Here is a 24,521-nt window from a genome sequence, read left to right as displayed (position 1 = left end):
TTTATGAAACGTGCCGTCGTCGTGTTCAGCGGAGGACAAGACTCTACTACCTGCCTGGTCCAGGCCCTTCATCAGTACGATGAAGTTCACTGTGTCACTTTCGATTATGGTCAGCGTCATCGCGCTGAAATCGACGTTGCTCGTGAACTAGCCCTGAAACTGGGCGCACGCGCGCACAAGGTGCTGGACGTTACGCTGTTAAATGAACTGGCCGTGAGCAGCCTCACTCGCGACAGTATTCCTGTGCCAGACTATGAACCCGATGCCAGCGGCATTCCGAATACCTTCGTGCCGGGCCGTAATATCCTCTTCCTGACCCTGACGGCGATCTACGCCTATCAGGTAAAGGCCGAAGCGGTGATCACAGGCGTGTGCGAGACCGACTTCTCCGGCTACCCGGACTGCCGTGATGAGTTCGTGAAAGCGTTAAACCACGCCGTTAATCTGGGGATGGCGAAAGAGACGCGCTTTGAAACTCCGCTCATGTGGCTGGATAAAGCCGAAACCTGGGCGCTGGCGGACTACTGGGGCAAGCTGGACCTTGTTCGCAGCGAAACGCTCACCTGCTATAACGGTATCAAAGGCGACGGTTGCGGCCAGTGTGCGGCCTGTAATCTGCGCGCTAACGGGCTGAACCACTATCTTGCCGATAAATCCGGCGTGATGGCCGCGATGCAGAAAAAAACCGGACTTAAATAGGGCTACTTGACCGTGCTGTCGAACAGTTTCACACCGGCAGCACGGGTGACTTTCATCAGCGTTGTCAGCGTTGGGTTTCCGTTGTCTGATAGGGTTCGGTATAGCTGCTGACGGGACAGACCTGCTTTGGCAGCGATTTCACCTATGCCGCCGCGGGATTCGATAACACGTCTTAACGCGATTAAATATGCAGGGATCCCCTGCTCTTCGTAAATCTCATCCAACGCAACCTGCAGATATAGCTGGGCACAGGAAGGGTCTTCACGAAGCATTTTTACGACGGCGTCATCATGGCTGATGGAACTAGAAAATTTTCGTTGGGTCTTGCTCATCCGGTTTATCCTTTTGATGATCTTTCCAGTAATCTATTGCCAGTTTCACATCAGTCTTTTGACTCTTTTTGTCACCGCCGATCAGCAACAACAGGATCTTCCGATGTTGTACCGCAGAAGGATCCGAAACGCTAACTCCGGATCCTTTCGCTTCATCTTCGTTACCCACTCCTCAAACGGTACTTTTCCGTCACGGGTTCGGTAGCGTTCAACGACATAGTCCCTGTCCATTATTCTATCCCTGAAAAATCCTTTTGTCTTTTATAAAAGACAAACTTTCTAAGCGATCATCAACTCCAGTTTTTCCCGCAATTCCCCTTCCAGCGGCAGCGCTTTCTGCGTTTTCAGATCGATACAGACGAACGTGATCAACGCATCTGCGACCATCTGCCCTTCTGGATCGAGCGTCACCACCTGGCTTAAGACCCCGCTTTTGCCATTGATCTGCTGCACCTGGCTGGTGACCGTGAGCACGTCACCCAGCACGGCCGGACGGCGGTAGTTGATGTTGATATTGACGACCACAAACGCGATGTTGTGCGCGGTCAGCCACTGAAAGCTTTCGCTATTTTCCAGCCCGTCCCAGCGCGCTTCTTCAAGAAACTCAAGATAGCGGGCATTGTTCACATGCTGATAAACGTCGAGATGAAAACCGCGTACTTTGATTTTTGTCTGCATAGCGCAATAGCCTTTACTGTTATTGTAGGAAGAGAGGTCATAACTGGTATGACCTCTTTATCCTGGCAAAATTTTGCCGCAGTGCAAGAAATTGCGTAATTACAACGTCAGGTGTGAGAGGTTGCGCTCAACCAGCGCGCTGCCCATGCCCGGCACCTGCCTGAGATCGTCGACCGTTTTGAAAGGACCATACTCTTCGCGGTAGCTGACGATGGCCTGCGCTTTTTTCAGGCCCACGCCATTCATCGCGCGGGCGAGATCTTCCGCTGAGGCTGAATTGATACTGACCCGCGTACCGTCATCATCCGCATTTTTACCAGCGTCTGTCGCTTTGGTTTGCCCTTGCACCGGCGCTGCCGCGTCGGACTTGCTCTGGGTAGCTTGTGTTTTGGCGGCGGGGGCCGACGCCATCGCACCCGCACTCATCCCGGTGGTGGCAATAGCCAGCGTAATTAACAGTGCTTTGATTCCACATTTCATGCTGTTATCTCCTTGTTTGTTGACAGCCACGTCACGATAGCCGCCAGTTAAAACCGGCACAAACAGCAGATTGCAGAAATGGAAAAGGCCGCGAAAGCGGCCTTTAGTTTTTGCAGAGCGTTACGAAAATCTGCGAGCAGACACGTAATTACTGCTGCTGAGTCATCACATCACCCAGCTTGATTTTGGCTTCTTTACGCAGGTTGCTCATCATGGCTTCGAAGGCAATCTGAGCATTGTTCTGGGTAATCCCCTGAACCATCGCTTTCTTCTGCGCTTCTGGCAGGGTACCGGCTTTCACTTCATCCAGCGCCAGCAGAACGACGTTACCCTGTGCATCGGTGGTGGTGCCGAAGCTTGGCTTGTCCTTGGCAGGCAGCGTGAGACCAAACGCGGCCTGGCTGATTGGGTCCTGGCCGGTACGGCTCAGCGTTTTCGCTTCACCGAAGCTCAGGCCAGCCGCTTTCAGCGCGTCTTCTTTACCCGCTTTCAGATCGGACAGAATCTTCTCAGCATCCAGTTTCGCCTGCTGTTCCGCTTTGTTGTGCTTAACCTGAGCGATAACCTGATCCTTCACTTCCGCCAGCGGTTTGACCGCTTCCGGCTTGTGTTCGCTGACGCGCAACACAAACGCACGATCGCCGTCGACGGTAATGATGTCAGAGTTACTGCCCGGCGTGCCGTTCTCACCTACCAGACCACCGTTGAAGATAGCATCAGAAACCGGTTTGAAGTTCAGCTCTTCCGGCAGGTTGTCACGACCAAACCAGCCCGTTTCAACCGCCTTCACACCCGCCGCCTGCTCTGCTCCTGCCAGAGATTCGTTGTCGTTGCTGGCAGCATCGCTCACCTTCTGCTGCAGCGCGTAATAGGCATCCAGCGCTTTTTCCTGTTTCACTTTCGCCGCGATATCATCGCGAACGTCAGCCAGCGGCTTGGTTTTCGCCGCAGTGATGTCGTCCAGACGCACGACCAGGAAACCAACGGAAGACTTAATAACGCCTGAAAGCTGACCTTTCTCTTTCAGACCGGCATTTTTCAGCTCGTCAGGGGTGGTCGCTTCTTCCAGCCAGCCCATATCACCGCCGTTTTTCGCAGAGATAATGTCGGTGGATTTCGCTTTAGCAACGGTCGCGAAATCAGCGCCTTTGTTCAGCTCATCCAGCGCCGCTTTAGCATCGGCCTCAGTTTTCGTCTGAATCACGCTGTAGCGGTTACGCTGCGGCTGAGTGAACTGATCCTGATGCTGATCGTAGTAAGACTGGATTTCAGCATCAGACGCGGTTTCCTGCAGCGCGGCCGCATCCAGCTTGATATAGCTCACGCGGAACTGCTCTGGAGAAACAAAGGAGTTCTTGTTCTGCTCGTAGTAAGCGTTAACGTCAGCATCGCTCACCTGCTGTTTCGCCGCCAGGGCGTTCACATCAATGGTCGCTTCGCGTACAACACGCTGCTGCGCCACCAGCGCGGCCAGTTCGTCCGTTTCACCTTTGAGCATGAAATCGGTGCCCACAACGGCATTGATAAGCTGCTGGGTGGTCAGCTGGTTACGCAGCGCCTGAGCGTACTGGTCGGCCGTCATCCCCATCTGATTGACGATGCTGTTGTAACGCGCGTTGTCGAATTTACCGTTAGCCTGGAAGGCTTGCGTGGAGAAGATGGCTTTTTTCACCTGCTCATCGCTGATGCCAAGGCCCAGTTTTTTGGCATACTGATCAAGCAGCGCTTCGTCGATAAGACGGTTCAGTGTCTGTTGGCGCAGGGTCTTCATGTACCCTTCGTTCGCCGCCAGTTCAGAGAATTGGTCGCCCAGCTGTTGCTGCATACGGTTACGTTCACCGGCAAAAGCATTCTCGAACTGACCACGGCTGATTTCCTGGCCATTCACTTTTGCGGCGTAGTTTGCGCCACCGCCAATAAGGTAACTGCTCACGCCGGTCAATATGAACGACACGATAATGATACCGAAAATAATCTTGAGCACGAGACTGTTAGCAGCCGTGCGTAAGCTGTCCATCATGGTGTAACAACACTCCGCTGTAGGTGACTGGTTACCTGACGCTGACGGAAAATCCTGCCCGTCGCGCGTGAAGGCGTATTGTGACAAGAAAACGGGGCGATTGTCAGCCCACAACTCGCATAAACTCGCACAAATCAGGTCTGGACAAACAAAAAAGGCACATCAAATGATGCGCCCTTGTACTTTCCGGCTTCCCTGAAACGGGAAAGCAATCAGTTTACTGCGTCTTTCAGCGCTTTACCTGCACGGAAACCCGGCACTTTAGCAGCAGCAATGGTGATCTCTTTACCGGTCTGAGGGTTGCGGCCAGTACGGGCAGCACGCTCTTTAACAGCAAAAGTACCGAAACCTACCAGTGCAACGTCGTCCCCAGCCTGCAGAGATTCAGTAACAGAAGCAATTAAAGCATCTAACGCACGTCCAGCTGCAGCTTTAGAAATATCAGCACCCGCAGCAATTTTGTCAATCAGTTGAGATTTATTCACTGTTCTCTTCCTCTCTTTATAATTTATATCGCGCCTGAATCCTTCACAACGCGACCGCGCAGCAGTTATATCAGGCCTGCCATGACCTTACAACACCCGTTGTTGATGGCTGACCTAATCAGCAATCTAAATTAGCTATACAAAAAAAGGCTGGCAAGTGCGAAATGACTTACCAGCCTTGTTTTTATTGACGCTCTTTGCGCGAGGTCACTATTTTGCGGTTACAACCTGCATTCCGGAGGGTTCATTCTGCAATGCGAGACTGAGAACTTCCTCAATTCGCTTCACAGGATGGATCTGCAGGTCGGCAATCACGTTGTCCGGAATCTCTTCCAGATCGCGTTTGTTTTCGTAAGGGATCAATACGGTTTTGATCCCACCGCGGTGTGCCGCCAGCAGTTTTTCTTTTAAACCACCAATCGGCAGAACCTGACCACGCAGCGTGATTTCACCGGTCATTGCCACATCGGCACGCACCGGGTTCCCTGTCAGGCAGGAAACCAGAGCGGTACACATGGCAATACCCGCGCTTGGACCGTCTTTCGGCGTCGCCCCTTCCGGAACGTGCACGTGGATGTCGCGTTTTTCGTAGAAATCCGCGTTGATACCCAGTTTCTCCGCGCGCGCGCGCACCACGGTCAGCGCCGCCTGGATGGATTCCTGCATCACTTCACCCAGCGAGCCGGTGTAGGTCAGTTTGCCTTTACCCGGTACACAGGCGGTTTCGATGGTCAGCAGATCGCCGCCCACTTCCGTCCATGCCAGGCCAGTTACCTGACCAACGCGGTTTTCGTTGTCCGCGCGACCGTAGTCGAAGCGCTGGACGCCGAGATAGGCATGCAGATTGTCGCCGTTAATCACAATGTGTTTCAGGCTCTTATCCAGCAGCAGCTGTTTCACCGCTTTACGACACAGTTTAGAGATTTCACGCTCAAGGCTACGCACCCCCGCTTCACGGGTGTAGTAGCGAATAATGCCGATAATCGCGCTGTCCTCGACGGTCAGCTCGTTGGATTTCAGCGCGTTACGCTCAATCTGTTTCGGCAGCAGGTGCTGCTTAGCGATGTTCAGCTTCTCATCTTCGGTATAACCGGAGAGACGAATCACTTCCATACGGTCCAGCAGCGGGGCCGGAATGTTCATGGAGTTGGAGGTCGCCACGAACATCACATCGCTCAGGTCGTAGTCCACTTCCAGGTAGTGATCGCTGAACGCCACGTTCTGTTCTGGATCAAGCACTTCCAGCAGTGCAGACGCAGGGTCACCGCGCATGTCCGACGACATCTTGTCGATCTCATCGAGCAGGAACAGCGGGTTTTTAACCCCCACTTTCGCCATCTTCTGGATCAGTTTACCCGGCATAGAACCGATGTAGGTACGGCGGTGACCGCGGATTTCCGCTTCATCGCGTACGCCACCCAGCGCCATACGGATATACTTACGTCCGGTCGCTTTGGCGATGGACTGACCCAGAGAGGTTTTACCCACCCCCGGCGGTCCTACCAGGCACAGAATTGGACCTTTGATTTTGTTTACACGGCTTTGTACCGCGAGGTACTCAAGAATGCGGTCTTTCACGCGTTCCAGGCCGTAGTGGTCGGTATCCAGGATTTCCTGCGCCTGACGCAGGTCTTTTTTGACCTTGCTGCGGGCGTTCCACGGAACCTGCACCATCCACTCAATGTAGCCGCGTACAACGGTCGCTTCAGCCGACATTGGAGACATCATTTTCAGCTTCTGCAGTTCTGCTTCGGCCTTCTCTTTCGCCTCTTTCGGCATCTTCGCCGCGTCGATCTTACGCTTCAGGGCTTCGTTTTCGTCCGGCGCGTCGTCCATCTCGCCCAGTTCTTTCTGAATGGCCTTCATTTGCTCATTCAGATAGTACTCACGCTGAGATTTCTCCATCTGCTTTTTCACGCGGTTGCGAATGCGCTTCTCAACCTGCAGCAGATCGATTTCAGACTCCATCATCGCCATCAGGTATTCCAGACGCTCGTTAACGTCGGACATTTCCAGCACGGACTGCTTGTCAGCCAGCTTCAGCGGCATATGGGCAGCGATGGTGTCCGCCAGGCGCGCAGGATCGTCGATGCTGTTCAGCGACGTCAGCACTTCTGGTGGGATTTTCTTGTTCAGCTTGATGTAGCCTTCAAACTGGCTAATCGCGGTGCGAACCAGTACTTCCTGCTCGCGCTCATCAAGCTCAGGCGAATCAAGGTACTCTGCCTTGGCAGAGAAGTGTTCGCCGTCGTCTGACAGAGTGGTAATACGCGCACGCTGCAGGCCTTCTACCAGCACCTTCACGGTGCCGTCAGGCAGCTTCAGCATCTGCAAAATAGAGGCCACGGTCCCGACGGTGAAAAGATCGTTTACACCCGGCTCATCCGTTGATGCTTCTTTCTGCGCCACCAGCATGATTTTTTTATCATGATCCATGGCGGCTTCAAGGCAACGGATAGATTTTTCCCGCCCTACAAATAAGGGTATGACCATGTGCGGATAAACCACCACATCGCGCAACGGCAATACGGGGATTTCAATGCGTTCAGAACGCTCAGGATTCATAGAGCTCTCTCTTAGTTAGTGTCCGCCAGGTAAGCTGGTCATGTCACTGTGCTTCACATAACCATTAACATGTATCCAGTATATGGGGATGTTTCCCACACATTCAACGCTATGAATACGGAAAAAGTAAAGGGGAGATAAAATCCCCCCTTTTTGATTAACTGCTTGTATGGTTTGGTGAATTATTCGCCAGATGCCTGCTGCGCTTCCGGTTTGCCGTAAATCAGCAGCGGCTTGGTTTGACCGCTAATAACGGACTCGTCAATCACCACTTTCTCAACATCTTCCATCGACGGCAGATCGTACATGGTGTCGAGCAGTGCTGCTTCAACAATTGAACGCAGACCACGAGCACCGGTTTTACGGACCATCGCTTTCTTGGCAATAGCATCCAGCGCTTCGTCGCGGAATTCCAGGTCAACGCCTTCCAGATTGAACAGCGCCTGATACTGCTTGGTCAGCGCATTTTTCGGTTCTTTCAGGATCTGGATCAGCGCGTCTTCACTCAGCTCATTCAGCGTTGCCACTACCGGCAGACGGCCGATGAATTCAGGGATCAGACCGAATTTGATCAGATCTTCCGGTTCAACCTGAGACAGCAGTTCGCCTTCGTTTGGTTTTTCGGATGTCGATTTCACCGTAGCGCCAAAACCAATGCCGGAGCCGGTTTCAACACGGTGGGAGATGACTTTGTCCAGACCAGCAAACGCGCCACCACAGATGAACAGGATCTTGGAGGTATCAACCTGCAGGAACTCCTGCTGCGGATGTTTACGACCACCCTGCGGCGGAACGGCGGCAACCGTACCTTCGATCAGCTTCAGCAGTGCCTGCTGTACGCCTTCACCCGATACGTCACGGGTAATGGACGGGTTGTCTGATTTACGGGAGATCTTGTCGATCTCATCGATGTAAACAATCCCGCGCTGGGCTTTCTGCACGTCGTAATCGCACTTCTGCAGCAGTTTCTGAATGATGTTTTCGACGTCCTCACCCACATAACCGGCCTCGGTCAGGGTGGTGGCATCCGCCATCGTGAACGGAACATCAAGCAGGCGCGCCAGGGTTTCAGCCAGCAGCGTTTTACCGGAACCGGTTGGGCCGATCAGCAGAATGTTACTTTTACCCAGTTCTACGCCATTGCTGGTGTCACCGTTACGCAGACGTTTGTAGTGGTTATAGACCGCTACCGCCAGCACTTTCTTGGCCTGCTCCTGTCCGATGACGTAGTCGTCAAGGTGATGACGAATTTCATGCGGCGTTGGCAGCGCGCTGCGCTCACGGTGCGGTGCGACTTCTTTAATCTCTTCGCGAATGATGTCGTTACATAAATCGACACATTCGTCGCAGATATACACGGACGGCCCGGCAATCAGTTTACGCACTTCATGCTGGCTTTTGCCGCAAAAAGAGCAGTACAGCAGTTTGCCCGAACCATCTTTGCGTTTATCTGTCATGAGTCCAAACCTCTTTTTAAGTTCTTTGTGCCGCACATGACGACGCAAATGCCATTCTAAGACGCAAGCTGCAATCAGCAGCGTGCCGCCCTACCTTAGTATAGCGGCACACTCGCGTCGCGGGCATCAATTACGATGGGTCAACACGGAGTCGACTAAGCCGTACTCAACTGCCTCTGGAGCAGAGAGGAAGCGATCGCGCTCGGTATCGCGCTCGATCTGCTCGAGTGGTTGACCCGTATGCTGCGCCATAAGTTCATTCATGCGCGCTTTTACTTTCAGAATTTCACGGGCGTGGATTTCGATATCCGTCGCCTGCCCCTGGTAACCGCCCAGTGGCTGGTGAATCATCACGCGGGAATTTGGCAAGCAGAAACGCTTACCTTTCGCCCCTGCTGTTAACAGGAACGCGCCCATAGATGCAGCCTGACCCATACAGATAGTGCTTACATCAGGCTTGATGAATTGCATGGTGTCATAAATGGACATTCCTGCTGTAATCACGCCACCCGGGGAGTTAATGTACAGGTAAATGTCTTTTTCCGGGTTTTCCGCTTCCAGAAACAGCATCTGCGCCACGATCAGGTTAGCCATGTGGTCTTCCACCTGGCCGGTCAGAAAGATAACGCGTTCCTTGAGCAGACGGGAATAGATATCAAAAGAACGCTCACCACGTGAGGTCTGTTCAATAACCATTGGCACCAGAGCCATATGGGGTGCAAAGTTATCTCGTTCGCCACTGTATGACATTTCCGTCTCCTGGATCAAAATTGAAAACACCTGCTGTACTGATTGTAACCTTACGGACGGATTATCAGCCAGTCTCATTCATCATGATTACGTACTTATGGGGTTCACAGTGCCCTATTTCAAGCATAACAACCTTTTGTTGTTACGCTAACACCGAAAGGGCGTTTTAGCACTCTTCCTGGGCTATCGCTGCGATAAAAAAAACCCGCTGCCGCAAGGCAACGGGTTTTCTGTTCAAACTTTAAACCGTTGGGGCGAAATTACGCCTGCTGGTTCATCAGTTCGTTGAAAGAGGTCGCTTTTTCGGTCACTTTCGCTTTCGCCAGTACCGCTTCAACAGCCTGCTCTTCCAGGGCAACGTTGCGCATGTTGTCCATCAGCTCTTTGTTCTTACCGTAGAACTCGATCACTTCTGATGGATCTTCGTATGCAGAAGCCATCTCTTCGATCAGGCCTTTCACGCGCTCTTCGTCAGCTTTCAGCTCGTGGGTACGAATCACTTCGCCCAGCAGCAGGCCAACAACAACGCGGCGTTTCGCTTGCTCTTCGAACAGCTCGCGTGGCAGTTCCATCGCTTGCTGCTGGTTGCCACCGAAACGCTGTGCAGCCTGACGGCGCAGAACGTCGATTTCGCTGTCGATCAGGGCAGCAGGAACGTCGATTTCGTTGGCTTTCACCAGACCTTCGATCGCCTGAGATTTCACACGGTTACGTACAGCGCCGTTCAGTTCGCGTTCCATGTTCTTACGCACTTCGGTACGCAGACCCGCTACGGAACCATCTTCCACGCCGAAACGCTTGATGAATTCTTCAGTCAGTTCTGGCAGTTCGCGCTCTTCAACTTTCTTCAGGTTGATAGCGAACTTCGCTGCTTTCCCTTTCAGGTTTTCAGCGTGGTACTCTTCCGGGAAGGTCACGTCGATAGTGAACTCTTCGCCAGCCTTGTGGCCTTTGATACCGTCTTCAAAGCCTGGGATCATACGACCCTGGCCCATAGCCAGTACGAAGTCAGACGCTTTACCGCCTTCGAACTCTTCGCCGTCTACAGAACCGGTGAAGTCGATGGTGACACGGTCTTCAGCGTCAACAGCGCCTTCTTTCTCTTTCCAGTTCGCCTGCTGCTTGCGCAGGGTATCCAGCATGCCGTCAACGTCTTCGTCAGTCACGGAAACAACTGGTTTTTCAACTTCGATAGATTCCAGACCTTTCAGCTCAACTTCCGGGTACACTTCGAACTCTACGGAGTAGGTGAAGTCTTCGCCCAGTTTGTATTCGCCTGGAACGTAGTTCGGCGCGCCGGCCGGATTGATTTTTTCTTTGATGATCGCATCAATAAAGTTACGGCTCATCAGTTCACCCAGCACATCCTGACGCACGGAAGCGCCATAACGCTGAGCAACAACATTCATTGGTACTTTGCCCTTGCGGAAGCCGTCAATACGTACTTTTTTTGCTACGTTGACCAGCTCGCTTTTCACAGCAGTTTCGATGCTGTCAGCAGCGATAGTAATCGTTACACGGCGGCCAAGGCCTTGAGTGGTTTCAACTGAAACTTGCATCTTGTTACCTCAAAAAAATCACAGTGCTCGGTCAACTCTGAATCTGTCTGTTATACCGGGATGCTCTCTTACTGCAGATTCACATTCCCTGTCGCCAGAATCATCCCGAAGACATTCAATAAGACGCGGCATTATAGCGGCATCACTTAGGTGAGTCGAGAACGGTTGGGGCATGTTGCTGCGGCTTTTTTCACACTTTAAGGCTATTTTTAGCCTTAAAATCGCACCATCCGCTCAAAACTCAAACAAAACAAAACGGCCCGGAGGCCGTTTTGAGGAAATCTGTAAGCAACATACTGGAAAAGCTCCAGCCGTTGCAAATCCGATTTATCAGGCGATAGTGCCTGCACCGCGACAGGGCGGCGATGCGAAAACCGTATCCTGCAGGCCTTCCCATTCCTTAATGGTGTAGGTGTGCAGTGCCAGCGCATGCACGGTCGTGGAGAGTTCTTCCGTCAAGGTGCTGTAGATCAAGCGGTGTCGATTCAGGAAACGTTCTCCCGTGAAGCGATCGCTAACCAGAACCACTTTAAAGTGGCTTTCAGAACCTGCCGGCACGTTATGACGATAGCTTTCGTCGACGACTTCGAGGAACACAGGGTTGAACGCTGCCCTTAATTTATCTTCTATATGCTCACGTATCATCATGAAATTACTCCTCCGACAACGCCAGGATGTCACCCATCCCTTTAAATGTTAGCCGCTTTTACCGTTTCCATTACACCTTGACAACAAATATTTAGCTTTCGTCTGATTTTCTCATTCAAACGAATGAAGTTCACTGTGAGACTCATACGTTTTGTCATACACGGATTGGGAAAAAGGGTGATCTGGTCAGTTTTCGGACAAGGCGATGAATTTACATGCGTTGACCACTTCCCCTCGCCGTTGGCGATGTTATGATGGCGGCAATTTTTCTCTTTATATGCTTACGATTCGTTGAGAACCCGAAAATGTTAAAAAAACTCTTCTTTCCGTTGGTAGCCCTTTTTATGCTGGCAGGCTGCGCTACTCCGCCAACCACTATTGATGTCTCACCAAAAATCACCCTGCCTCAGCAGGACCCAAGCCTGATGGGCGTCACCGTGAGCATTAACGGTGCCGATCAGCGTCAGGATCAGGCGCTGGCAAAAGTGACCCGCGATAACCAGCAGGTTACCCTCACCGCGTCCCGCGACCTGCGCTTCCTGCTCCAGGAAGTGCTGGAGAAACAGATGACCGCTCGCGGCTACATGATTGGCCCAAGCGGCGCGGTCGATCTGCAGATCATCGTGAACAACCTGTACGCTGACGTGTCTCAGGGCAACGTGCGCTACAACATCGCGACCAAAGCGGATATCGCCATCATTGCCACCGCGAAGAATGGCAACAAGATGACCAAAAACTACCGCGCCAGCTACTCTGTTGAAGGTGCCTTCCAGGCTTCTAACCAGAACATTGCTAACGCCGTGAACAGCGTGCTGACCGACACCATCGCCGATATGGCGCAGGACACCAGCATTCACGACTTTATCAAGCAGAACGCGCGTTAATCCCGCTCTCTGACCCGGTGCATCACCGGGTCAGTTTTATAAGAACATGTCCAGCCACTACTTACGCATTTTCCAGCAACCGAAATCAGCGATCCTGCTGATCCTCGGCTTCGCCTCGGGTTTACCCCTCGCACTCACTTCCGGCACGCTTCAGGCGTGGATGACGGTCGAGAACATCGATCTTAAAACGATTGGTTTCTTCTCGCTTGTCGGCCAGGCCTATGTCTTTAAGTTCCTGTGGTCTCCGGTCATGGATCGCTATACGCCGCCTTTCCTCGGGCGTCGACGCGGCTGGCTAGTGATGACGCAGATCCTGCTGCTGCTGGCTATTGCGGCGATGGGATTTCTTGAACCCACCACCCAGCTTCGCTGGATGGCCGCGCTTGCGGTGGTGATTGCCTTCTGTTCCGCCTCTCAGGATATCGTGTTCGACGCCTGGAAGACGGACGTGTTACCTGCGGAAGAGCGCGGCGCCGGTGCGGCAATCAGCGTGCTGGGCTATCGCCTCGGGATGCTGGTCTCCGGCGGGCTGGCGCTGTGGCTCGCCGACCGTTACCTCGGCTGGCAGGGCATGTACTGGCTGATGGCTGCTCTGCTGATCCCCTGCATTATCGCGACGCTGTTCGCGCCCGAACCGAGTGACGTCATCCCGGTTCCCCGCTCGCTGGAGCAGGCCGTCGCCGAACCGCTCCGTGACTTCTTTGGCCGCAACAACGCCTGGCTGATCCTGCTGCTTATCGTCCTTTATAAGCTGGGCGATGCCTTTGCCATGAGCCTCACCACCACCTTCCTGATCCGGGGCGTCGGCTTTGACGCTGGTGAAGTCGGCGTGGTGAATAAAACGCTGGGGCTGTTTGCGACCATCGTCGGCGCGCTTTATGGCGGCGTATTGATGCAGCGCCTGACGCTGTTTCGCGCGCTGCTGATTTTCGGCATCCTTCAGGGCGCCTCTAACGCAGGCTACTGGCTGCTGTCGATTACCGACAAACATACGATCAGCATGGCCGCGGCGGTGTTCTTCGAAAACCTCTGCGGCGGCATGGGAACCGCGGCGTTTGTCGCCCTACTGATGACCCTGTGCAACAAGTCGTTTTCCGCTACCCAGTTCGCGCTGCTCTCGGCGCTCTCCGCCGTTGGGCGTGTTTACGTTGGCCCGATTGCCGGTTGGTTCGTGGAAGCCCATGGCTGGCCAACATTTTATCTCTTCTCGGTCGTGGCTGCCGTGCCGGGAATTTTATTGCTGCTGGTCTGCCGTCAGACGCTGGAATATACCCAGCGGACAGAACATTTTATGCCGCGCACCGAATATCGCCGCGCCTATCGTTTTGCGCTACGTTTGTTAATGGCGGGCTGTATCGCTCTGGCGGTCTGGCTTGTGGTACTTATTATCAATGCCAGCACCTCTCTGGTACTCCCTTTCGAAGCCCTTCTGCTGGACGCAGGCGCCCTGCTGGCTATCGCCGGGATCCTGATCGGAGGTCTGCTCGATTTCATGGCGTTGCGTAAAACGCAGATGACCTGAAGAAAAATGCGAAAGGTTATTTCCCGTTGTAATCACTAACTGAAATTATAACGGTGAAATAGCCGCCAACCTCAAAAAAAATATTTGTTGATTTGTGCGGGATAGGATTTGGAAATTATTGGCTCCCACTCCAAAACGCTATTTTTCATTAAACGATTCAGCATACGAGAGTTTGATTTTTCGTTTTTTAGATGTCTTTTTATTGATAATTAATTGTTAATTTTTTGTTTATTTTTAACAATGGTTATACCAATTGCCCCTTTTAGGGTATGCTTGGGGGTCCTTTCGTTATAAAGCCCATGCCGTGCGGCTTCGGTCATAAAAACCGACATAATTTGCAACACTTGTGACACGTGCGGCAGAACCCGGTAACACCTTCCTGACACAGGCCTAATGATGTTTACAGTAATGTAACCTTCCCGTAAAATGCCCGCACACTTTAAACGCCACCAGACTCCGTGGAATTGAGGTCGTTAAATGAGACTCGGGAAATACAATAAAAGTTTGGGATGGTTGTCATTATTCGCGGGCACTGTATTACTCAGTGGCTGCGATTCTGCACTACTAGACCCCAAAGGACAGATTGGACTGGAACAACGTTCACTGATATTGACGGCTTTTGGCCTGATGTTGATTGTGGTTATTCCTGCCATTTTGATGGCTGTTGGTTTCGCCTGGAAGTATCGTGCGAGCAATAAAGATGCGAAGTATAGCCCTAACTGGTCACACTCCAATAAAGTGGAAGCTGTGGTCTGGACGGTTCCTATTCTGATCATCCTGTTCCTTGCCGTACTGACCTGGAAAACCACTCACGCACTTGAGCCAAGCAAACCGCTGGTTCACGATGAGAAACCTATTACCATTGAAGTGGTCTCCATGGACTGGAAATGGTTCTTCATCTATCCAGAGCAGGGCATTGCTACCGTGAATGAAATCGCCTTCCCGGCGAACACTCCGGTTCAGTTCAAAGTGACCTCCAACTCCGTAATGAACTCCTTCTTCATCCCACGTCTGGGTAGCCAGATTTACGCGATGGCCGGTATGCAGACCAACCTGCACCTGATCGCGAATGAAGCAGGCACCTATGATGGTATCTCCGCCAGCTATAGCGGCCCGGGCTTCTCAGGTATGAAGTTCAAAGCTATTGCGACGCCGGACCGTGCCGCTTTCGACCAGTGGGTTGAAAAAGCGAAGCAGTCTCCAAACACCATGTCTGACATGGCGGCGTTCGAAAAAGTGGCTGCACCAAGCGAATACAACAAGGTGGAGTACTTCTCTAATGTGAAACCAGATTTGTTCAAAGACGTTATTGGCAAATTTATGGATCACGGCAAGAGCATGGACATGACCCAGCCTGAAGGCGAGCACAGCGCGCACGAAGGTATGGAAGGCATGGACATGAGCCACGCGGAAACCGCTCACTAAGGGGCCGAGGAAGAAAATGTTCGGAAAATTGACACTGGATGCAGTGCCCTACCATGAACCGATTATCGTGGTTACGGTGGCTGCAATTATCATTGGTGGCGCGGCCTTACTGGCCCTGATCACTTACTTCGGTAAGTGGAGCTACCTGTGGAACGAGTGGCTGACTTCGGTTGACCACAAAAAACTCGGTATCATGTACTGCATCGTCGGTATCGTCATGTTAATTCGTGGCTTTGCGGATGCGATCATGATGCGTAGCCAGCAGGCACTCGCTTCTGCGGGTGAAGCCGGCTTCCTGCCACCGCACCACTACGATCAGATCTTTACCGCCCACGGCGTTATCATGATCTTCTTCGTGGCGATGCCGCTGGTTATCGGTCTGATGAACGTTGTCGTTCCGCTGCAAATCGGCGCGCGCGACGTGGCGTTCCCGTTCCTGAACAACCTGAGCTTCTGGTTCACGGTTGTCGGCGTTATCCTGGTTAACCTGTCACTGGGTGTGGGCGAATTCGCGCAGACCGGCTGGCTGGCTTACCCGCCGCTGTCAGGAATTGAGTACAGTCCAGGCGTTGGCGTCGACTACTGGATTTGGGCGCTTCAGCTCTCCGGTGTCGGTACTACCCTGACCGGTATCAACTTCTTCGTGACCATTATCAAGATGCGTGCCCCTGGCATGACCATGTTCAAGATGCCGGTATTTACCTGGGCATCTCTGTGCGCCAACATCCTGATTATTGCCTCCTTCCCAATTCTGACCGTCACCATCGCGCTGCTGACCCTGGACCGCTACCTGGGCACCCATTTCTTCACGAATGATATGGGTGGCAACATGATGATGTACATCAACCTGATTTGGGCCTGGGGTCACCCGGAAGTGTACATTCTGGTTCTGCCTGTGTTCGGTGTGTTCTCCGAAATCGCGGCAACCTTCTCGCGTAAACGTCTGTTTGGTTACACCTCTCTGGTGTGGGCAACCGTGTGTATTACCGTTCTGTCGTTCATCGTTTGGCTGCACCACTTCTTCACCATGGGTGCGGGCGCGAACGTAAACGCCTTCTTCGGTATTACCACCATGATTATCGCCATCCCTACCGGGGTGAAGATCTTCAACTGGCTGTTCACCATGTACCAGGGCCGCATCGTGTTCCACTCAGCGATGCTGTGGACTATCGGCTTCATCGTGACCTTCTCCGTAGGTGGGATGACCGGCGTACTGCTGGCGGTACCAGGTGCTGACTTCGTTCTGCACAACAGCCTGTTCCTGATTGCGCACTTCCATAACGTTATCATCGGTGGCGTGGTCTTCGGCTGCTTCGCTGGCGTAACCTACTGGTGGCCAAAAGCGTTCGGCTTCACGCTGAACGAAAAATGGGGTAAACGCGCGTTCTGGTTCTGGATCATCGGCTTCTTCGTAGCATTTATGCCGCTGTACGTGCTGGGCTTCATGGGTATGACCCGTCGTCTGAGCCAGCAGATCGATCCGCAGTTCCACCCAATGCTGATGGTTGCAGCGGGCGGCGCCGTGCTGATTGCCTGTGGTATCGCGTCTCAGCTGATTCAGTTCTACGTGTCTATTCGCGACCGCGACCAGAACCGTGACCTGACCGGTGACCCATGGGGTGGCCGTACGCTGGAGTGGGCAACCTCTTCTCCACCTCCTTTCTATAACTTTGCCATCGTGCCGCAGGTTCATGAACGCGACGCATTCTGGGAAATGAAAGAAAAAGGTGAAGCGTACAAGCAACCTGCTCATTACGAAGAGATCCACATGCCGAAAAACAGCGGTGCGGGCATTGTGATTGCCGCCTTCGCAACGGTATTTGGTTTCGCAATGATCTGGCACATCTGGTGGATGGCGATTGTTGGCTTCGCCGGCATCGTAATCAGCTGGATTGTGAAGAGCTTTGACGAGGACGTGGACTACTACGTACCAGTCCGTGAAGTTGAGAAGCTGGAAAACCAGCATTTCGACGAGATTTCTAAAGCGGGGCTGAAAAATGGCAACTGATACTCTGGCGCACTCAACTGCCCACGCGCATGAGCATGCGCACCACGATACAGGACCGACCAAAGTCTTCGGTTTCTGGATCTACCTGATGAGCGACTGCATTCTGTTCTGCTGTCTGTTCGCGACCTATGCCGTTCTGGTGAACGGCACGGCGGGCGGCCCGGCCGGCAAGGACATCTTTGAACTGCCGTTCGTTCTGGTTGAAACCGCACTGCTGTTATTCAGCTCCATCACCTACGGCATGGCGGCTATCGCCATGTACAAAAACAACAAGAGCCAGGTTGTGTCCTGGCTGGCGTTGACCTGGCTGTTTGGTGCTGGATTTATCGGGATGGAAATCTATGAATTCCATCACCTGATCATGGAAGGCTTCGGCCCGGATCGTAGTGGCTTCCTGTCCGCGTTCTTCGCGCTGGTTGGCACCCACGGTCTGCACGTGACCTCCGGTCTGATCTGGATGGCAGTACTGATGTTCCAGATTTCCCGTCGCGGCCTGACCAGTACTAACCGTACCCGTATCCTGTGCCTGAGCCTGTTCTGGCACTTCCTGGACGTGGTGTGGATCTGTGTGTTCTCTGTTGTATATCTGATGGGGGCGATGTAATGAGTCATTCAAACGATCATGGCGCTTCCCACGGTAGCGTAAAAACCTACATGACAGGTTTCATCCTGTCGATCATCCTGACGGTGATCCCGTTCTGGATGGTGATGAGCGGTTCTGCGTCTAAGCCGGTTATTCTGGGTGCAATCCTGGTGACCGCGGTGATTCAGATTCTGGTGCATCTGGTTTGCTTCCTGCACATGAACACCAAGTCCGATGAAGGCTGGAATATGACCGCCTTTATCTTTACCGTGATTATCATCGCTATCCTGGTAGTCGGTTCCATCTGGATTATGTGGAACCTCAACTACAACATGATGGTTCACTAAGAGCGGCGAGTATGTTTAAGCAATACCTGCAAGTAACGAAACCAGGCATCATCTTTGGCAACCTGATCTCCGTGATCGGAGGGTTCCTGCTGGCCTCTAAGGGCAGCATTGATTACACCCTCTTTATCTACACGCTGGTCGGTGTGTCACTGGTTGTTGCGTCCGGTTGTGTATTTAACAACTACATCGACATGGATATCGACAAGAAGATGGAAAGGACCAAAAATCGGGTGCTGGTGAAAGGCCTGATCGCCCCTTCCGTCTCGCTGGTGTACGCCACCTTGCTGGGTATTGCTGGCTTTATGCTGCTGTGGTTTGGTGCTAACCCGCTGGCCTGCTGGCTGGGGGTGATGGGGTTCGTGGTATATGTGGGCGTCTACAGCCTGTATATGAAACGCCACTCCGTCTACGGCACGCTGATTGGTTCTCTCTCCGGCGCTGCGCCGCCGGTGATTGGCTACTGCGCGGTCACGAACGAGTTCGACAGCGGTGCGCTGATCCTGCTGGCTATCTTTAGCCTGTGGCAGATGCCGCACTCCTATGCCATCGCGATTTTCCGCTTTAAGGATTATCAGGCAGCGAACATCCCGGTTCTGCCGGTCGTGAAGGGCATTTCAGTTGCCAAGAACCACATCACGCTGTACATCATCGCCTTTGCCGTGGCAACGCTGATGCTCTCTCTGGGTGGTTACGCCGGATACAAATATCTGGCGGTAGCGGCCGCGGTGAGCGTCTGGTGGCTCGGTATGGCACTGCGCGGTTACAAAGTGGAAGATGACAAAGTCTGGGCGCGCAAGCTGTTTGTGTTCTCGATTGTGGCCATCACCTCGCTGTCCGTGATGATGTCCGTGGACTTCATGGTGCCGGATTCACACAACCTGCTGACTTACGTCTGGTAAGCCAAAAAAGGTGAATAAAGGGGTGCTTCGGCACCCTTTTTTTTATTCACTGAATCTATTAATAACGCATGTAATATTTGTTAAATAACCCTTTATTTACCCCGCCCCTTCCCCGCACTACACTATGGCCTGCTTTTGAACTGAGGTGGTAATGAACGATTATAAAATGACGCCAGGCGAGCTACGCGCGACCTGGGGCTTAGGGACTGTCTTCTCGCTACGGATGCTTGGCATGTTTATGGTCCTGCCTGTTCTGACCACGTACGGTATGGCGCTGCAGGGGGCCAGCGAGGCGCTGATTGGGCTCGCGATCGGCATCTACGGCCTGGCGCAGGCGGTCTTCCAGATCCCCTTTGGCCTGCTCTCCGATCGTGTGGGGCGAAAGCCGCTAATCGTCGGTGGGCTGCTGGTCTTTGTGCTCGGAAGCGTGATTGCCGCCCTCTCCCACTCCATCTGGGGGATTATTCTTGGCCGCGCCCTGCAAGGGTCCGGCGCGATTGCCGCCGCGGTGATGGCGCTGCTGTCCGACTTAACCCGCGAGCAGAACCGCACCAAAGCGATGGCGTTCATCGGCGTGAGCTTTGGCGTGACGTTTGCGATTGCCATGGTGCTGGGCCCCATCATTACGCACACGTTGGGTCTGCACGCCCTGTTCTGGATGATTGCCGTGCTGGCAACCATCGGTATTGCCTTAACCCTGTGGGTCGTGCCGGACAGCAAGAACCACGTTCTGAACCGTGAATCCGGCATGGTAAAAGGCTGCTTCAGCAAAGTGATTGTCGAGCCGCGCCTGCTTAAGCTGAATTTTGGCATTATGTGCCTGCACATCCTGCTGATGTCGACCTTTGTCGCTCTGCCCGGCCAGCTTGCCGCAGCGGGTTTCCCGGCGGCTGAGCACTGGAAAATCTATCTGGTCACGATGCTGATTTCGTTTGTCTCCGTCGTGCCGTTCATCATCTACGCCGAAGTGAAGCGCAAAATGAAGCGCGTCTTCGTGGGCTGCGTGGCGGTCCTGCTGATTGCCGAAATTGTGCTCTGGGGTGCCGGTCCGCACTTCTGGGAACTGATTGCCGGCGTACAGCTGTTCTTCCTGGCCTTTAACCTGATGGAAGCGCTGCTGCCGTCGCTGATCAGCAAAGAGTCCCCCGCCGGATATAAAGGCACCGCGATGGGCATCTACTCCACCAGCCAGTTTCTCGGCGTGGCGATCGGCGGCTCGCTCGGCGGCTGGGTGGACGGCCTGTTTGATTCACAAACCGTGTTCCTCGCCGGTGCGCTATTGGCAACAGTCTGGCTGCTGGTCGCCAGCACCATGAAAGAGCCGCGCTACGTGAGCAGCCTGCGCGTAGAAATCCCGGATAATGTGGAAATCAGCGATGCGCTTAAGCAGCGTCTTGAAGCAAAAGAGGGTGTAACAGAGGTGCTCATTGTCCCGGAAGAGCGCAGCGCTTACGTCAAAATAGACAGTAAAATGACCAACCGCTTCGAAGTCGAGCAGGCGCTCAAAGCGTGAAAAAAAGCCCGGTTAAACCGGGCTTTTTTATATTAATCGCGGAAGTTTTTAAACTGGAACGGTTGCCCCAGATCGCCGCCGCGCACCAGCGCCATTACGGACTGGAGATCATCGCGGGACTTACCGGTCACGCGAATTTCTTCGCCCTGGATCTGCGCCTGCACCTTCAGCTTGCTGTCTTTAATGAGCTTAACGATCTTCTTCTGCACCGCGCTCTCGATGCCCTGCTTCAGCCTGGCTTCCACAAACCAGTTTTTACCGCTGTGCACAAACTCTTCCGGCACGTCCAGAGACGTCCCTTCGATACCGCGTTTTAACAGCTTGGCGCGCAGAATGTCGAGCAGCTGATTCACCTGGAAGTCAGACTCGCTCAGCACCTTAATGGTCTTATTTGCGTCGTTCAGCTCAAACGACGCCTCAACGCCGCGAAAATCGAAACGTGACTCAACTTCGCGGGTTGCGTTCTCAACGCCGTTGCGAACTTCCTGGATATCAACTTCGGAAACAATATCGAAAGATGGCATCTTTTCTTCTCCCTTCACTTTTGTTGCGTTGCATAATACCCGCTACGAGGCATAACTCAACAGAAGCTTAGCTGTATAATTAAGCTGTAACACCTGGCGCAGTTGCAGGTGAGGAGGAACAATGAAAATTACGGTGCTCGGATGCGGAGCGCTTGGTCAGCTGTGGCTGACCGCGCTGTGCAAGCACGGACATGAGGTTCAGGGCTGGCTGCGCGTGCCCCAGCCCTATTGCAGTGTAAACCTGATTGGTGAAGACGGAAGCATCTTTAACGAATCCCTCACCGCGAACGATCCTGACTTCCTGGCGCAAAGCGACCTTTTACTGGTGACGCTCAAAGCGTGGCAGGTCTCAGACGCGGTAAAAACGCTGGCCGCGCAGCTCCCCCCCACTTCGCCCATACTACTGCTGCATAACGGCATGGGGACGCTTGATGAGCTGAAAAACGTCCCGCAGCCCCTGCTGATGGCGACGACCACGCACGCTGCACGTCGCGACGGCAACATCATCGTGCATGTCGCCAGCGGCGTGACGCACATCGGGCCCGCCAGAACTCAGGATGGAGATTACAGCTATCTTGCCGATGTGCTGCAGAAGGTGCTGCCGGACGTCGCCTGGCACAACAACATCCTCCCTCAGCTGTGGCGCAAGCTGGCGGTAAACTGCGTAATCAATCCGCTGACGGCGCTGTGGAACTGCCCGAACGGAGAACTGAAAAATCATCCGCAGGACGTTGCCATGCTGTGTGCGGAAGTCGCGGCGGTCGTTGAGCGGGAAGGCCTGCATACCTCGGCCGACGATTTGCGCTGCTATGTCGAGCAGGTCATTGAGAGCACGGCAGAAAACATCTCCTCGATGCTGCAGGATGTTCGGGCATTACGCCACACGGAGATCGACTACATCACCGGCTATCTGTTACAACGCGCCCGCGCGCACGGTATAGCCGTGCCGGAAAACGCCCGTCTGTATGACCTGGTTAAACGTAAGGAGAGTGAATATGAGCGCGTCAGCACTGATCTGCCTCGCCCCTGGTAGCGAAGAGATTGAAGCGGTCACCACCATTGATTTGATGGTGCGCGGCGGCATTAAGGTCACCACCGCCAGCGTCGCCAGCGACGGTAATCTGGCAATCACCTGCTCGCGCGGGGTGAAAATCCTTGCGGATGCTCCCCTTGTTCAGGTGGCTGACGGCGATTACGACATCATCGTTCTGCCCGGCGGCTTAAAAGGCGCGGAATGTTTTCGCGACAGTCCGCTGCTGGTCGAGACCGTGCGTCAGTTTCATTTATCCGGCCGCATCGTCGCGGCAATCTGTGCCGCCGCCGGAACGGTTCTGATTCCGCACGATATCTTCCCCATCGGCAACATGACCGGTTTCCCGGGGCTCAAGGATACGATCCCGGAAGAGCACTGGGTTGATAAACGCGTCGTCTGGGATCCGCGCGTCAACCTGCTGACCAGCCAGGGGCCAGGCACCGCGATTGATTTTGGCTTAAAGATTATTGACCTGCTGGTCGGGCGCGAGAAAGCGTACGAAGTAGCGTCATCGCTGGTGATGCCGGCGGGAATTTATAATTATTACGAATAGGTGTTCTCCCTCACCCTGTGGGAGAGGGGCGGAGGCAACAGGTCGCCCCCGCCCTGCAATAAACTACGGGCGATACACCTTCACATTCGCAAAGCCCTGCTCGCGCAGATACAGCGCCTGCAGGCGGCTCATCACCCCACGCTCACACCACAGCAGATAGGTTTTGCTCTGGTCGAGGTCGCCAAATTTGGTGCTCAGCTTGTAGAACGGCAGAGAAACCACTTCGACGCCTTCAACCTGCAGCGGCTTGTCATCCTGCTCATCAATGGAGCGAATATCCAGAATTGCATCGTTAGCGCCGAAACCGCTCACGGTTTCAACTTCTACGACTTCCTGCTCGGTCTGCTGGGCAATCTCGCGGATGTCGATGTTGGAGGCTTCCTCCACCACTTTTTCCAGAATGCTGAAATCGAAGTTCTCTTCTTCCGCTTCGATCTTCGCCTTCACCGCCTTCACCGTTGGGCTTTTTGAGATCACGCCGCAGTATTCCGGCATGGTACGGGCAAAATCTTCGGTACCGATTTCGCGCGCCAGATCGATGATGTGCTCTTTGTCGTGGGAGATCAGCGGACGCAGGATCAGCGTATCAGACACGTTGTCGATAAGACGCAGGTTGGTCAGCGTCTGGCTGGATACCTGGCCCAGCGCTTCACCGGTGACCAGCGCCTGCACGCCGTAGCGCTCGGCCACTTTGGACGCCGCACGCACCATCATGCGCTTCAGCACCACGCCCATCTGGCCGTCGTCCACTTTTTCGAGGATTTCGCCGACCACAGGTTCGAAGTTGATCGCCACGAAACGCACGCGGTGGGAGCTGCCGAAGCGGTTCCACAGGTAATGCGCGACCTGACGAACGCCGATTTCGTGCGCCGCGCCGCCCAGGTTGAAGAAGCAGTAGTGCACGCGGCATCCGCGACGCATCAGCATATAGCTGGAAACGCCGGAGTCGAAGCCGCCGGAGATCAGGGACAATACGTCTTCCTGGGTGCCAATCGGGAAGCCGCCGATACCTTCATAGCGCCCTTTCACCAGCAGCAGGCGATCGTTTTCGATCTCCAGGTTCACGGTCACGTCCGGGTTGGTCAGACGAACGCGCGCCGTTTCAACGTGCTGGTTCAAACCGCCGCCGACGTAACGTTCCACTTCAATAGAGCTGAACTCGTGCTTGCCGCGACGCTTCACGCGCACGCAGAAGGTTTTGCCTTCGATCTGATCGCGGTACTGGACCAGCGCTTTCTCGAAGATGTCGTGCATATCGCTGAACGGAACATCTTCCACTTCCAGGATATGGTGGATCCCAGGAATACGGGTCAGCGCGTCGCGAATATCCTGACGTTTGTTTTCGTCTTTCGCACGGACCTCAACGTGGTCCCAGTGGCGCACCACGGCGAGAGTTTCGTCGTAGTGCTTTAATACGTTACGAATGTTCCCAGTGAGAATTTTAATAAAGCGCAAACGCACAGATTGGCTTTTGATGGTGATTTCAGGGAACAATTTAATGATAAACTTCATGGCGGCAATGTTTCTTAGGCAAGCGTATTAAGGCTTGTAATGGAA

At 53.6% G+C, this 24,521-nt stretch carries 23 protein-coding genes; 11 read left to right on the top strand and 12 right to left on the bottom strand.

Annotation, left to right across the window (positions count from 1 at the left end):
• The first annotated feature begins 3 nt into the window (after positions 1–3).
• On the top strand, positions 4–699 hold the full coding sequence (gene queC, locus WM95_RS05560) for a 7-cyano-7-deazaguanine synthase QueC (protein ID WP_023310577.1): 696 nt from the start codon (positions 4–6) through the stop codon (positions 697–699).
• A 2-nt stretch (positions 700–701) separates the two neighbouring features.
• On the opposite strand, the gene WM95_RS05555 is transcribed toward queC, so the two are convergent.
• The 10 genes from WM95_RS05555 to bolA form a co-directional block, all read right to left on the bottom strand.
• Entirely contained in the window at positions 702–1,031 is a 330-nt protein-coding gene (locus tag WM95_RS05555; protein ID WP_045356422.1) for an addiction module antidote protein, read from the bottom strand.
• 279 nt (positions 1,032–1,310) lie between these two features.
• A complete protein-coding gene (locus tag WM95_RS05550; RefSeq protein ID WP_023310574.1) occupies positions 1,311–1,709 on the bottom strand; it encodes a YbgC/FadM family acyl-CoA thioesterase in 399 nt (132 codons plus the stop codon).
• Positions 1,710–1,808: 99 nt separating this feature from the next.
• Positions 1,809–2,189, bottom strand: a complete 381-nt coding sequence (locus tag WM95_RS05545) for a helix-hairpin-helix domain-containing protein (RefSeq protein WP_063408737.1) — start codon at positions 2,187–2,189, stop codon at positions 1,809–1,811.
• A gap of 148 nt (positions 2,190–2,337) precedes the next feature.
• Entirely contained in the window at positions 2,338–4,209 is a 1,872-nt protein-coding gene (ppiD, locus tag WM95_RS05540) for a peptidylprolyl isomerase (protein WP_063408738.1), read from the bottom strand.
• A gap of 212 nt (positions 4,210–4,421) precedes the next feature.
• The gene (gene hupB / locus WM95_RS05535; protein ID WP_002444653.1) at positions 4,422–4,694 is read right to left on the bottom strand and encodes a nucleoid-associated protein HU-beta; all 273 of its coding nucleotides are present in this window, start codon (positions 4,692–4,694) and stop codon (positions 4,422–4,424) included.
• A 210-nt stretch (positions 4,695–4,904) separates the two neighbouring features.
• Complete coding sequence (lon, locus tag WM95_RS05530; RefSeq protein ID WP_023310571.1) at positions 4,905–7,259, bottom strand: endopeptidase La; 2,355 nt, start codon at positions 7,257–7,259, stop codon at positions 4,905–4,907.
• Positions 7,260–7,441: 182 nt separating this feature from the next.
• Positions 7,442–8,716 (bottom strand): ATP-dependent protease ATP-binding subunit ClpX, encoded by a 1,275-nt coding sequence (gene clpX / locus WM95_RS05525; protein ID WP_023310570.1) that lies wholly within the window; start codon positions 8,714–8,716, stop codon positions 7,442–7,444.
• A gap of 126 nt (positions 8,717–8,842) precedes the next feature.
• A complete protein-coding gene (gene clpP, locus WM95_RS05520) occupies positions 8,843–9,466 on the bottom strand; it encodes an ATP-dependent Clp endopeptidase proteolytic subunit ClpP (protein ID WP_010428105.1) in 624 nt (207 codons plus the stop codon).
• Between the two features lie 260 nt (positions 9,467–9,726).
• Entirely contained in the window at positions 9,727–11,025 is a 1,299-nt protein-coding gene (gene tig, locus WM95_RS05515; RefSeq protein WP_023310569.1) for a trigger factor, read from the bottom strand.
• A 330-nt stretch (positions 11,026–11,355) separates the two neighbouring features.
• Positions 11,356–11,673: a transcriptional regulator BolA gene (bolA, locus tag WM95_RS05505; RefSeq protein ID WP_021241655.1), complete on the bottom strand. Its 318-nt coding sequence runs from the start codon at positions 11,671–11,673 to the stop codon at positions 11,356–11,358.
• Between the two features lie 305 nt (positions 11,674–11,978).
• Between bolA and WM95_RS05500 the strand changes: the two genes are divergently transcribed.
• The 8 genes from WM95_RS05500 (at position 11,979) to WM95_RS05465 (ending at position 20,854) form a co-directional block, all read left to right on the top strand.
• Positions 11,979–12,557 carry a lipoprotein gene (locus WM95_RS05500; protein WP_023310568.1) on the top strand — a complete coding sequence of 193 codons (579 nt, stop codon included), beginning with the start codon at positions 11,979–11,981 and terminating at the stop codon, positions 12,555–12,557.
• A 46-nt stretch (positions 12,558–12,603) separates the two neighbouring features.
• Complete coding sequence (gene ampG, locus WM95_RS05495; RefSeq protein ID WP_063408739.1) at positions 12,604–14,079, top strand: muropeptide MFS transporter AmpG; 1,476 nt, start codon at positions 12,604–12,606, stop codon at positions 14,077–14,079.
• A gap of 477 nt (positions 14,080–14,556) precedes the next feature.
• The gene (cyoA, locus tag WM95_RS05490; protein ID WP_014882770.1) at positions 14,557–15,504 is read left to right on the top strand and encodes a cytochrome o ubiquinol oxidase subunit II; all 948 of its coding nucleotides are present in this window, start codon (positions 14,557–14,559) and stop codon (positions 15,502–15,504) included.
• Between the two features lie 16 nt (positions 15,505–15,520).
• A complete protein-coding gene (gene cyoB, locus WM95_RS05485; protein WP_014168864.1) occupies positions 15,521–17,512 on the top strand; it encodes a cytochrome o ubiquinol oxidase subunit I in 1,992 nt (663 codons plus the stop codon).
• Complete coding sequence (locus WM95_RS05480; protein ID WP_014168863.1) at positions 17,502–18,116, top strand: cytochrome o ubiquinol oxidase subunit III; 615 nt, start codon at positions 17,502–17,504, stop codon at positions 18,114–18,116. Before cyoB ends, WM95_RS05480 begins: the two co-directional genes overlap by 11 nt.
• Positions 18,116–18,442 (top strand): cytochrome o ubiquinol oxidase subunit IV, encoded by a 327-nt coding sequence (locus WM95_RS05475; RefSeq protein WP_006176899.1) that lies wholly within the window; start codon positions 18,116–18,118, stop codon positions 18,440–18,442. The genes WM95_RS05480 and WM95_RS05475 overlap by 1 nt, the downstream gene beginning before the upstream one ends.
• A gap of 11 nt (positions 18,443–18,453) precedes the next feature.
• Positions 18,454–19,341 carry a heme o synthase gene (gene cyoE, locus WM95_RS05470; protein ID WP_013095848.1) on the top strand — a complete coding sequence of 296 codons (888 nt, stop codon included), beginning with the start codon at positions 18,454–18,456 and terminating at the stop codon, positions 19,339–19,341.
• A 151-nt stretch (positions 19,342–19,492) separates the two neighbouring features.
• Positions 19,493–20,854, top strand: coding sequence for an MFS transporter (locus WM95_RS05465; protein ID WP_063408740.1), 1,362 nt, complete (start codon positions 19,493–19,495; stop codon positions 20,852–20,854).
• A gap of 32 nt (positions 20,855–20,886) precedes the next feature.
• Here WM95_RS05465 and WM95_RS05460 read toward each other — a convergent pair whose 3' ends face one another.
• Complete coding sequence (locus WM95_RS05460) at positions 20,887–21,378, bottom strand: YajQ family cyclic di-GMP-binding protein (protein ID WP_033144770.1); 492 nt, start codon at positions 21,376–21,378, stop codon at positions 20,887–20,889.
• A 121-nt stretch (positions 21,379–21,499) separates the two neighbouring features.
• Here WM95_RS05460 and panE point away from each other — a divergent pair, with 121 nt between their 5' ends.
• Both panE and yajL read left to right on the top strand, forming a co-directional pair.
• Positions 21,500–22,411, top strand: coding sequence for a 2-dehydropantoate 2-reductase (panE, locus tag WM95_RS05455; protein WP_063408741.1), 912 nt, complete (start codon positions 21,500–21,502; stop codon positions 22,409–22,411).
• A complete protein-coding gene (yajL, locus tag WM95_RS05450; protein WP_063408742.1) occupies positions 22,374–22,964 on the top strand; it encodes a protein deglycase YajL in 591 nt (196 codons plus the stop codon). Before panE ends, yajL begins: the two co-directional genes overlap by 38 nt.
• A 63-nt stretch (positions 22,965–23,027) precedes the next feature.
• Here the strand turns inward: yajL and thiI are convergent, their stop codons facing one another.
• Positions 23,028–24,476 (bottom strand): tRNA uracil 4-sulfurtransferase ThiI, encoded by a 1,449-nt coding sequence (gene thiI, locus WM95_RS05445; protein WP_023310562.1) that lies wholly within the window; start codon positions 24,474–24,476, stop codon positions 23,028–23,030.
• Positions 24,477–24,521: the final 45 nt, after the last annotated feature.

Source organism: Enterobacter cloacae complex sp. ECNIH7, from assembly GCF_002208095.1.
In the GTDB taxonomy this organism is placed as follows: Bacteria; Pseudomonadota; Gammaproteobacteria; order Enterobacterales; family Enterobacteriaceae; genus Enterobacter; species Enterobacter cloacae_M.
The sequence above is the reverse complement of the archived record's forward strand: the minus strand, read 5'-3'. Positions and strand labels throughout refer to the sequence as shown.

Bases quoted from the DNA above. Each gene is read 5' to 3' on its own strand.
- queC (WP_023310577.1), top strand. From the start codon at position 4: ATGAAACGTGCCGTCGTCGTGTTCAGCGGAGGACAAGACTCTACTACC.
- WM95_RS05555 (WP_045356422.1), bottom strand. From the start codon at position 1,031: ATGAGCAAGACCCAACGAAAATTTTCTAGTTCCATCAGCCATGATGAC.
- WM95_RS05550 (WP_023310574.1), bottom strand. From the start codon at position 1,709: ATGCAGACAAAAATCAAAGTACGCGGTTTTCATCTCGACGTTTATCAG.
- WM95_RS05545 (WP_063408737.1), bottom strand. From the start codon at position 2,189: ATGAAATGTGGAATCAAAGCACTGTTAATTACGCTGGCTATTGCCACC.
- ppiD (WP_063408738.1), bottom strand. From the start codon at position 4,209: ATGATGGACAGCTTACGCACGGCTGCTAACAGTCTCGTGCTCAAGATT.
- lon (WP_023310571.1), bottom strand. From the start codon at position 7,259: ATGAATCCTGAGCGTTCTGAACGCATTGAAATCCCCGTATTGCCGTTG.
- clpX (WP_023310570.1), bottom strand. From the start codon at position 8,716: ATGACAGATAAACGCAAAGATGGTTCGGGCAAACTGCTGTACTGCTCT.
- clpP (WP_010428105.1), bottom strand. From the start codon at position 9,466: ATGTCATACAGTGGCGAACGAGATAACTTTGCACCCCATATGGCTCTG.
- tig (WP_023310569.1), bottom strand. From the start codon at position 11,025: ATGCAAGTTTCAGTTGAAACCACTCAAGGCCTTGGCCGCCGTGTAACG.
- bolA (WP_021241655.1), bottom strand. From the start codon at position 11,673: ATGATGATACGTGAGCATATAGAAGATAAATTAAGGGCAGCGTTCAAC.
- WM95_RS05500 (WP_023310568.1), top strand. From the start codon at position 11,979: ATGTTAAAAAAACTCTTCTTTCCGTTGGTAGCCCTTTTTATGCTGGCA.
- ampG (WP_063408739.1), top strand. From the start codon at position 12,604: ATGTCCAGCCACTACTTACGCATTTTCCAGCAACCGAAATCAGCGATC.
- cyoA (WP_014882770.1), top strand. From the start codon at position 14,557: ATGAGACTCGGGAAATACAATAAAAGTTTGGGATGGTTGTCATTATTC.
- cyoB (WP_014168864.1), top strand. From the start codon at position 15,521: ATGTTCGGAAAATTGACACTGGATGCAGTGCCCTACCATGAACCGATT.
- WM95_RS05480 (WP_014168863.1), top strand. From the start codon at position 17,502: ATGGCAACTGATACTCTGGCGCACTCAACTGCCCACGCGCATGAGCAT.
- WM95_RS05475 (WP_006176899.1), top strand. From the start codon at position 18,116: ATGAGTCATTCAAACGATCATGGCGCTTCCCACGGTAGCGTAAAAACC.
- cyoE (WP_013095848.1), top strand. From the start codon at position 18,454: ATGTTTAAGCAATACCTGCAAGTAACGAAACCAGGCATCATCTTTGGC.
- WM95_RS05465 (WP_063408740.1), top strand. From the start codon at position 19,493: ATGAACGATTATAAAATGACGCCAGGCGAGCTACGCGCGACCTGGGGC.
- WM95_RS05460 (WP_033144770.1), bottom strand. From the start codon at position 21,378: ATGCCATCTTTCGATATTGTTTCCGAAGTTGATATCCAGGAAGTTCGC.
- panE (WP_063408741.1), top strand. From the start codon at position 21,500: ATGAAAATTACGGTGCTCGGATGCGGAGCGCTTGGTCAGCTGTGGCTG.
- yajL (WP_063408742.1), top strand. From the start codon at position 22,374: ATGAGCGCGTCAGCACTGATCTGCCTCGCCCCTGGTAGCGAAGAGATT.
- thiI (WP_023310562.1), bottom strand. From the start codon at position 24,476: ATGAAGTTTATCATTAAATTGTTCCCTGAAATCACCATCAAAAGCCAA.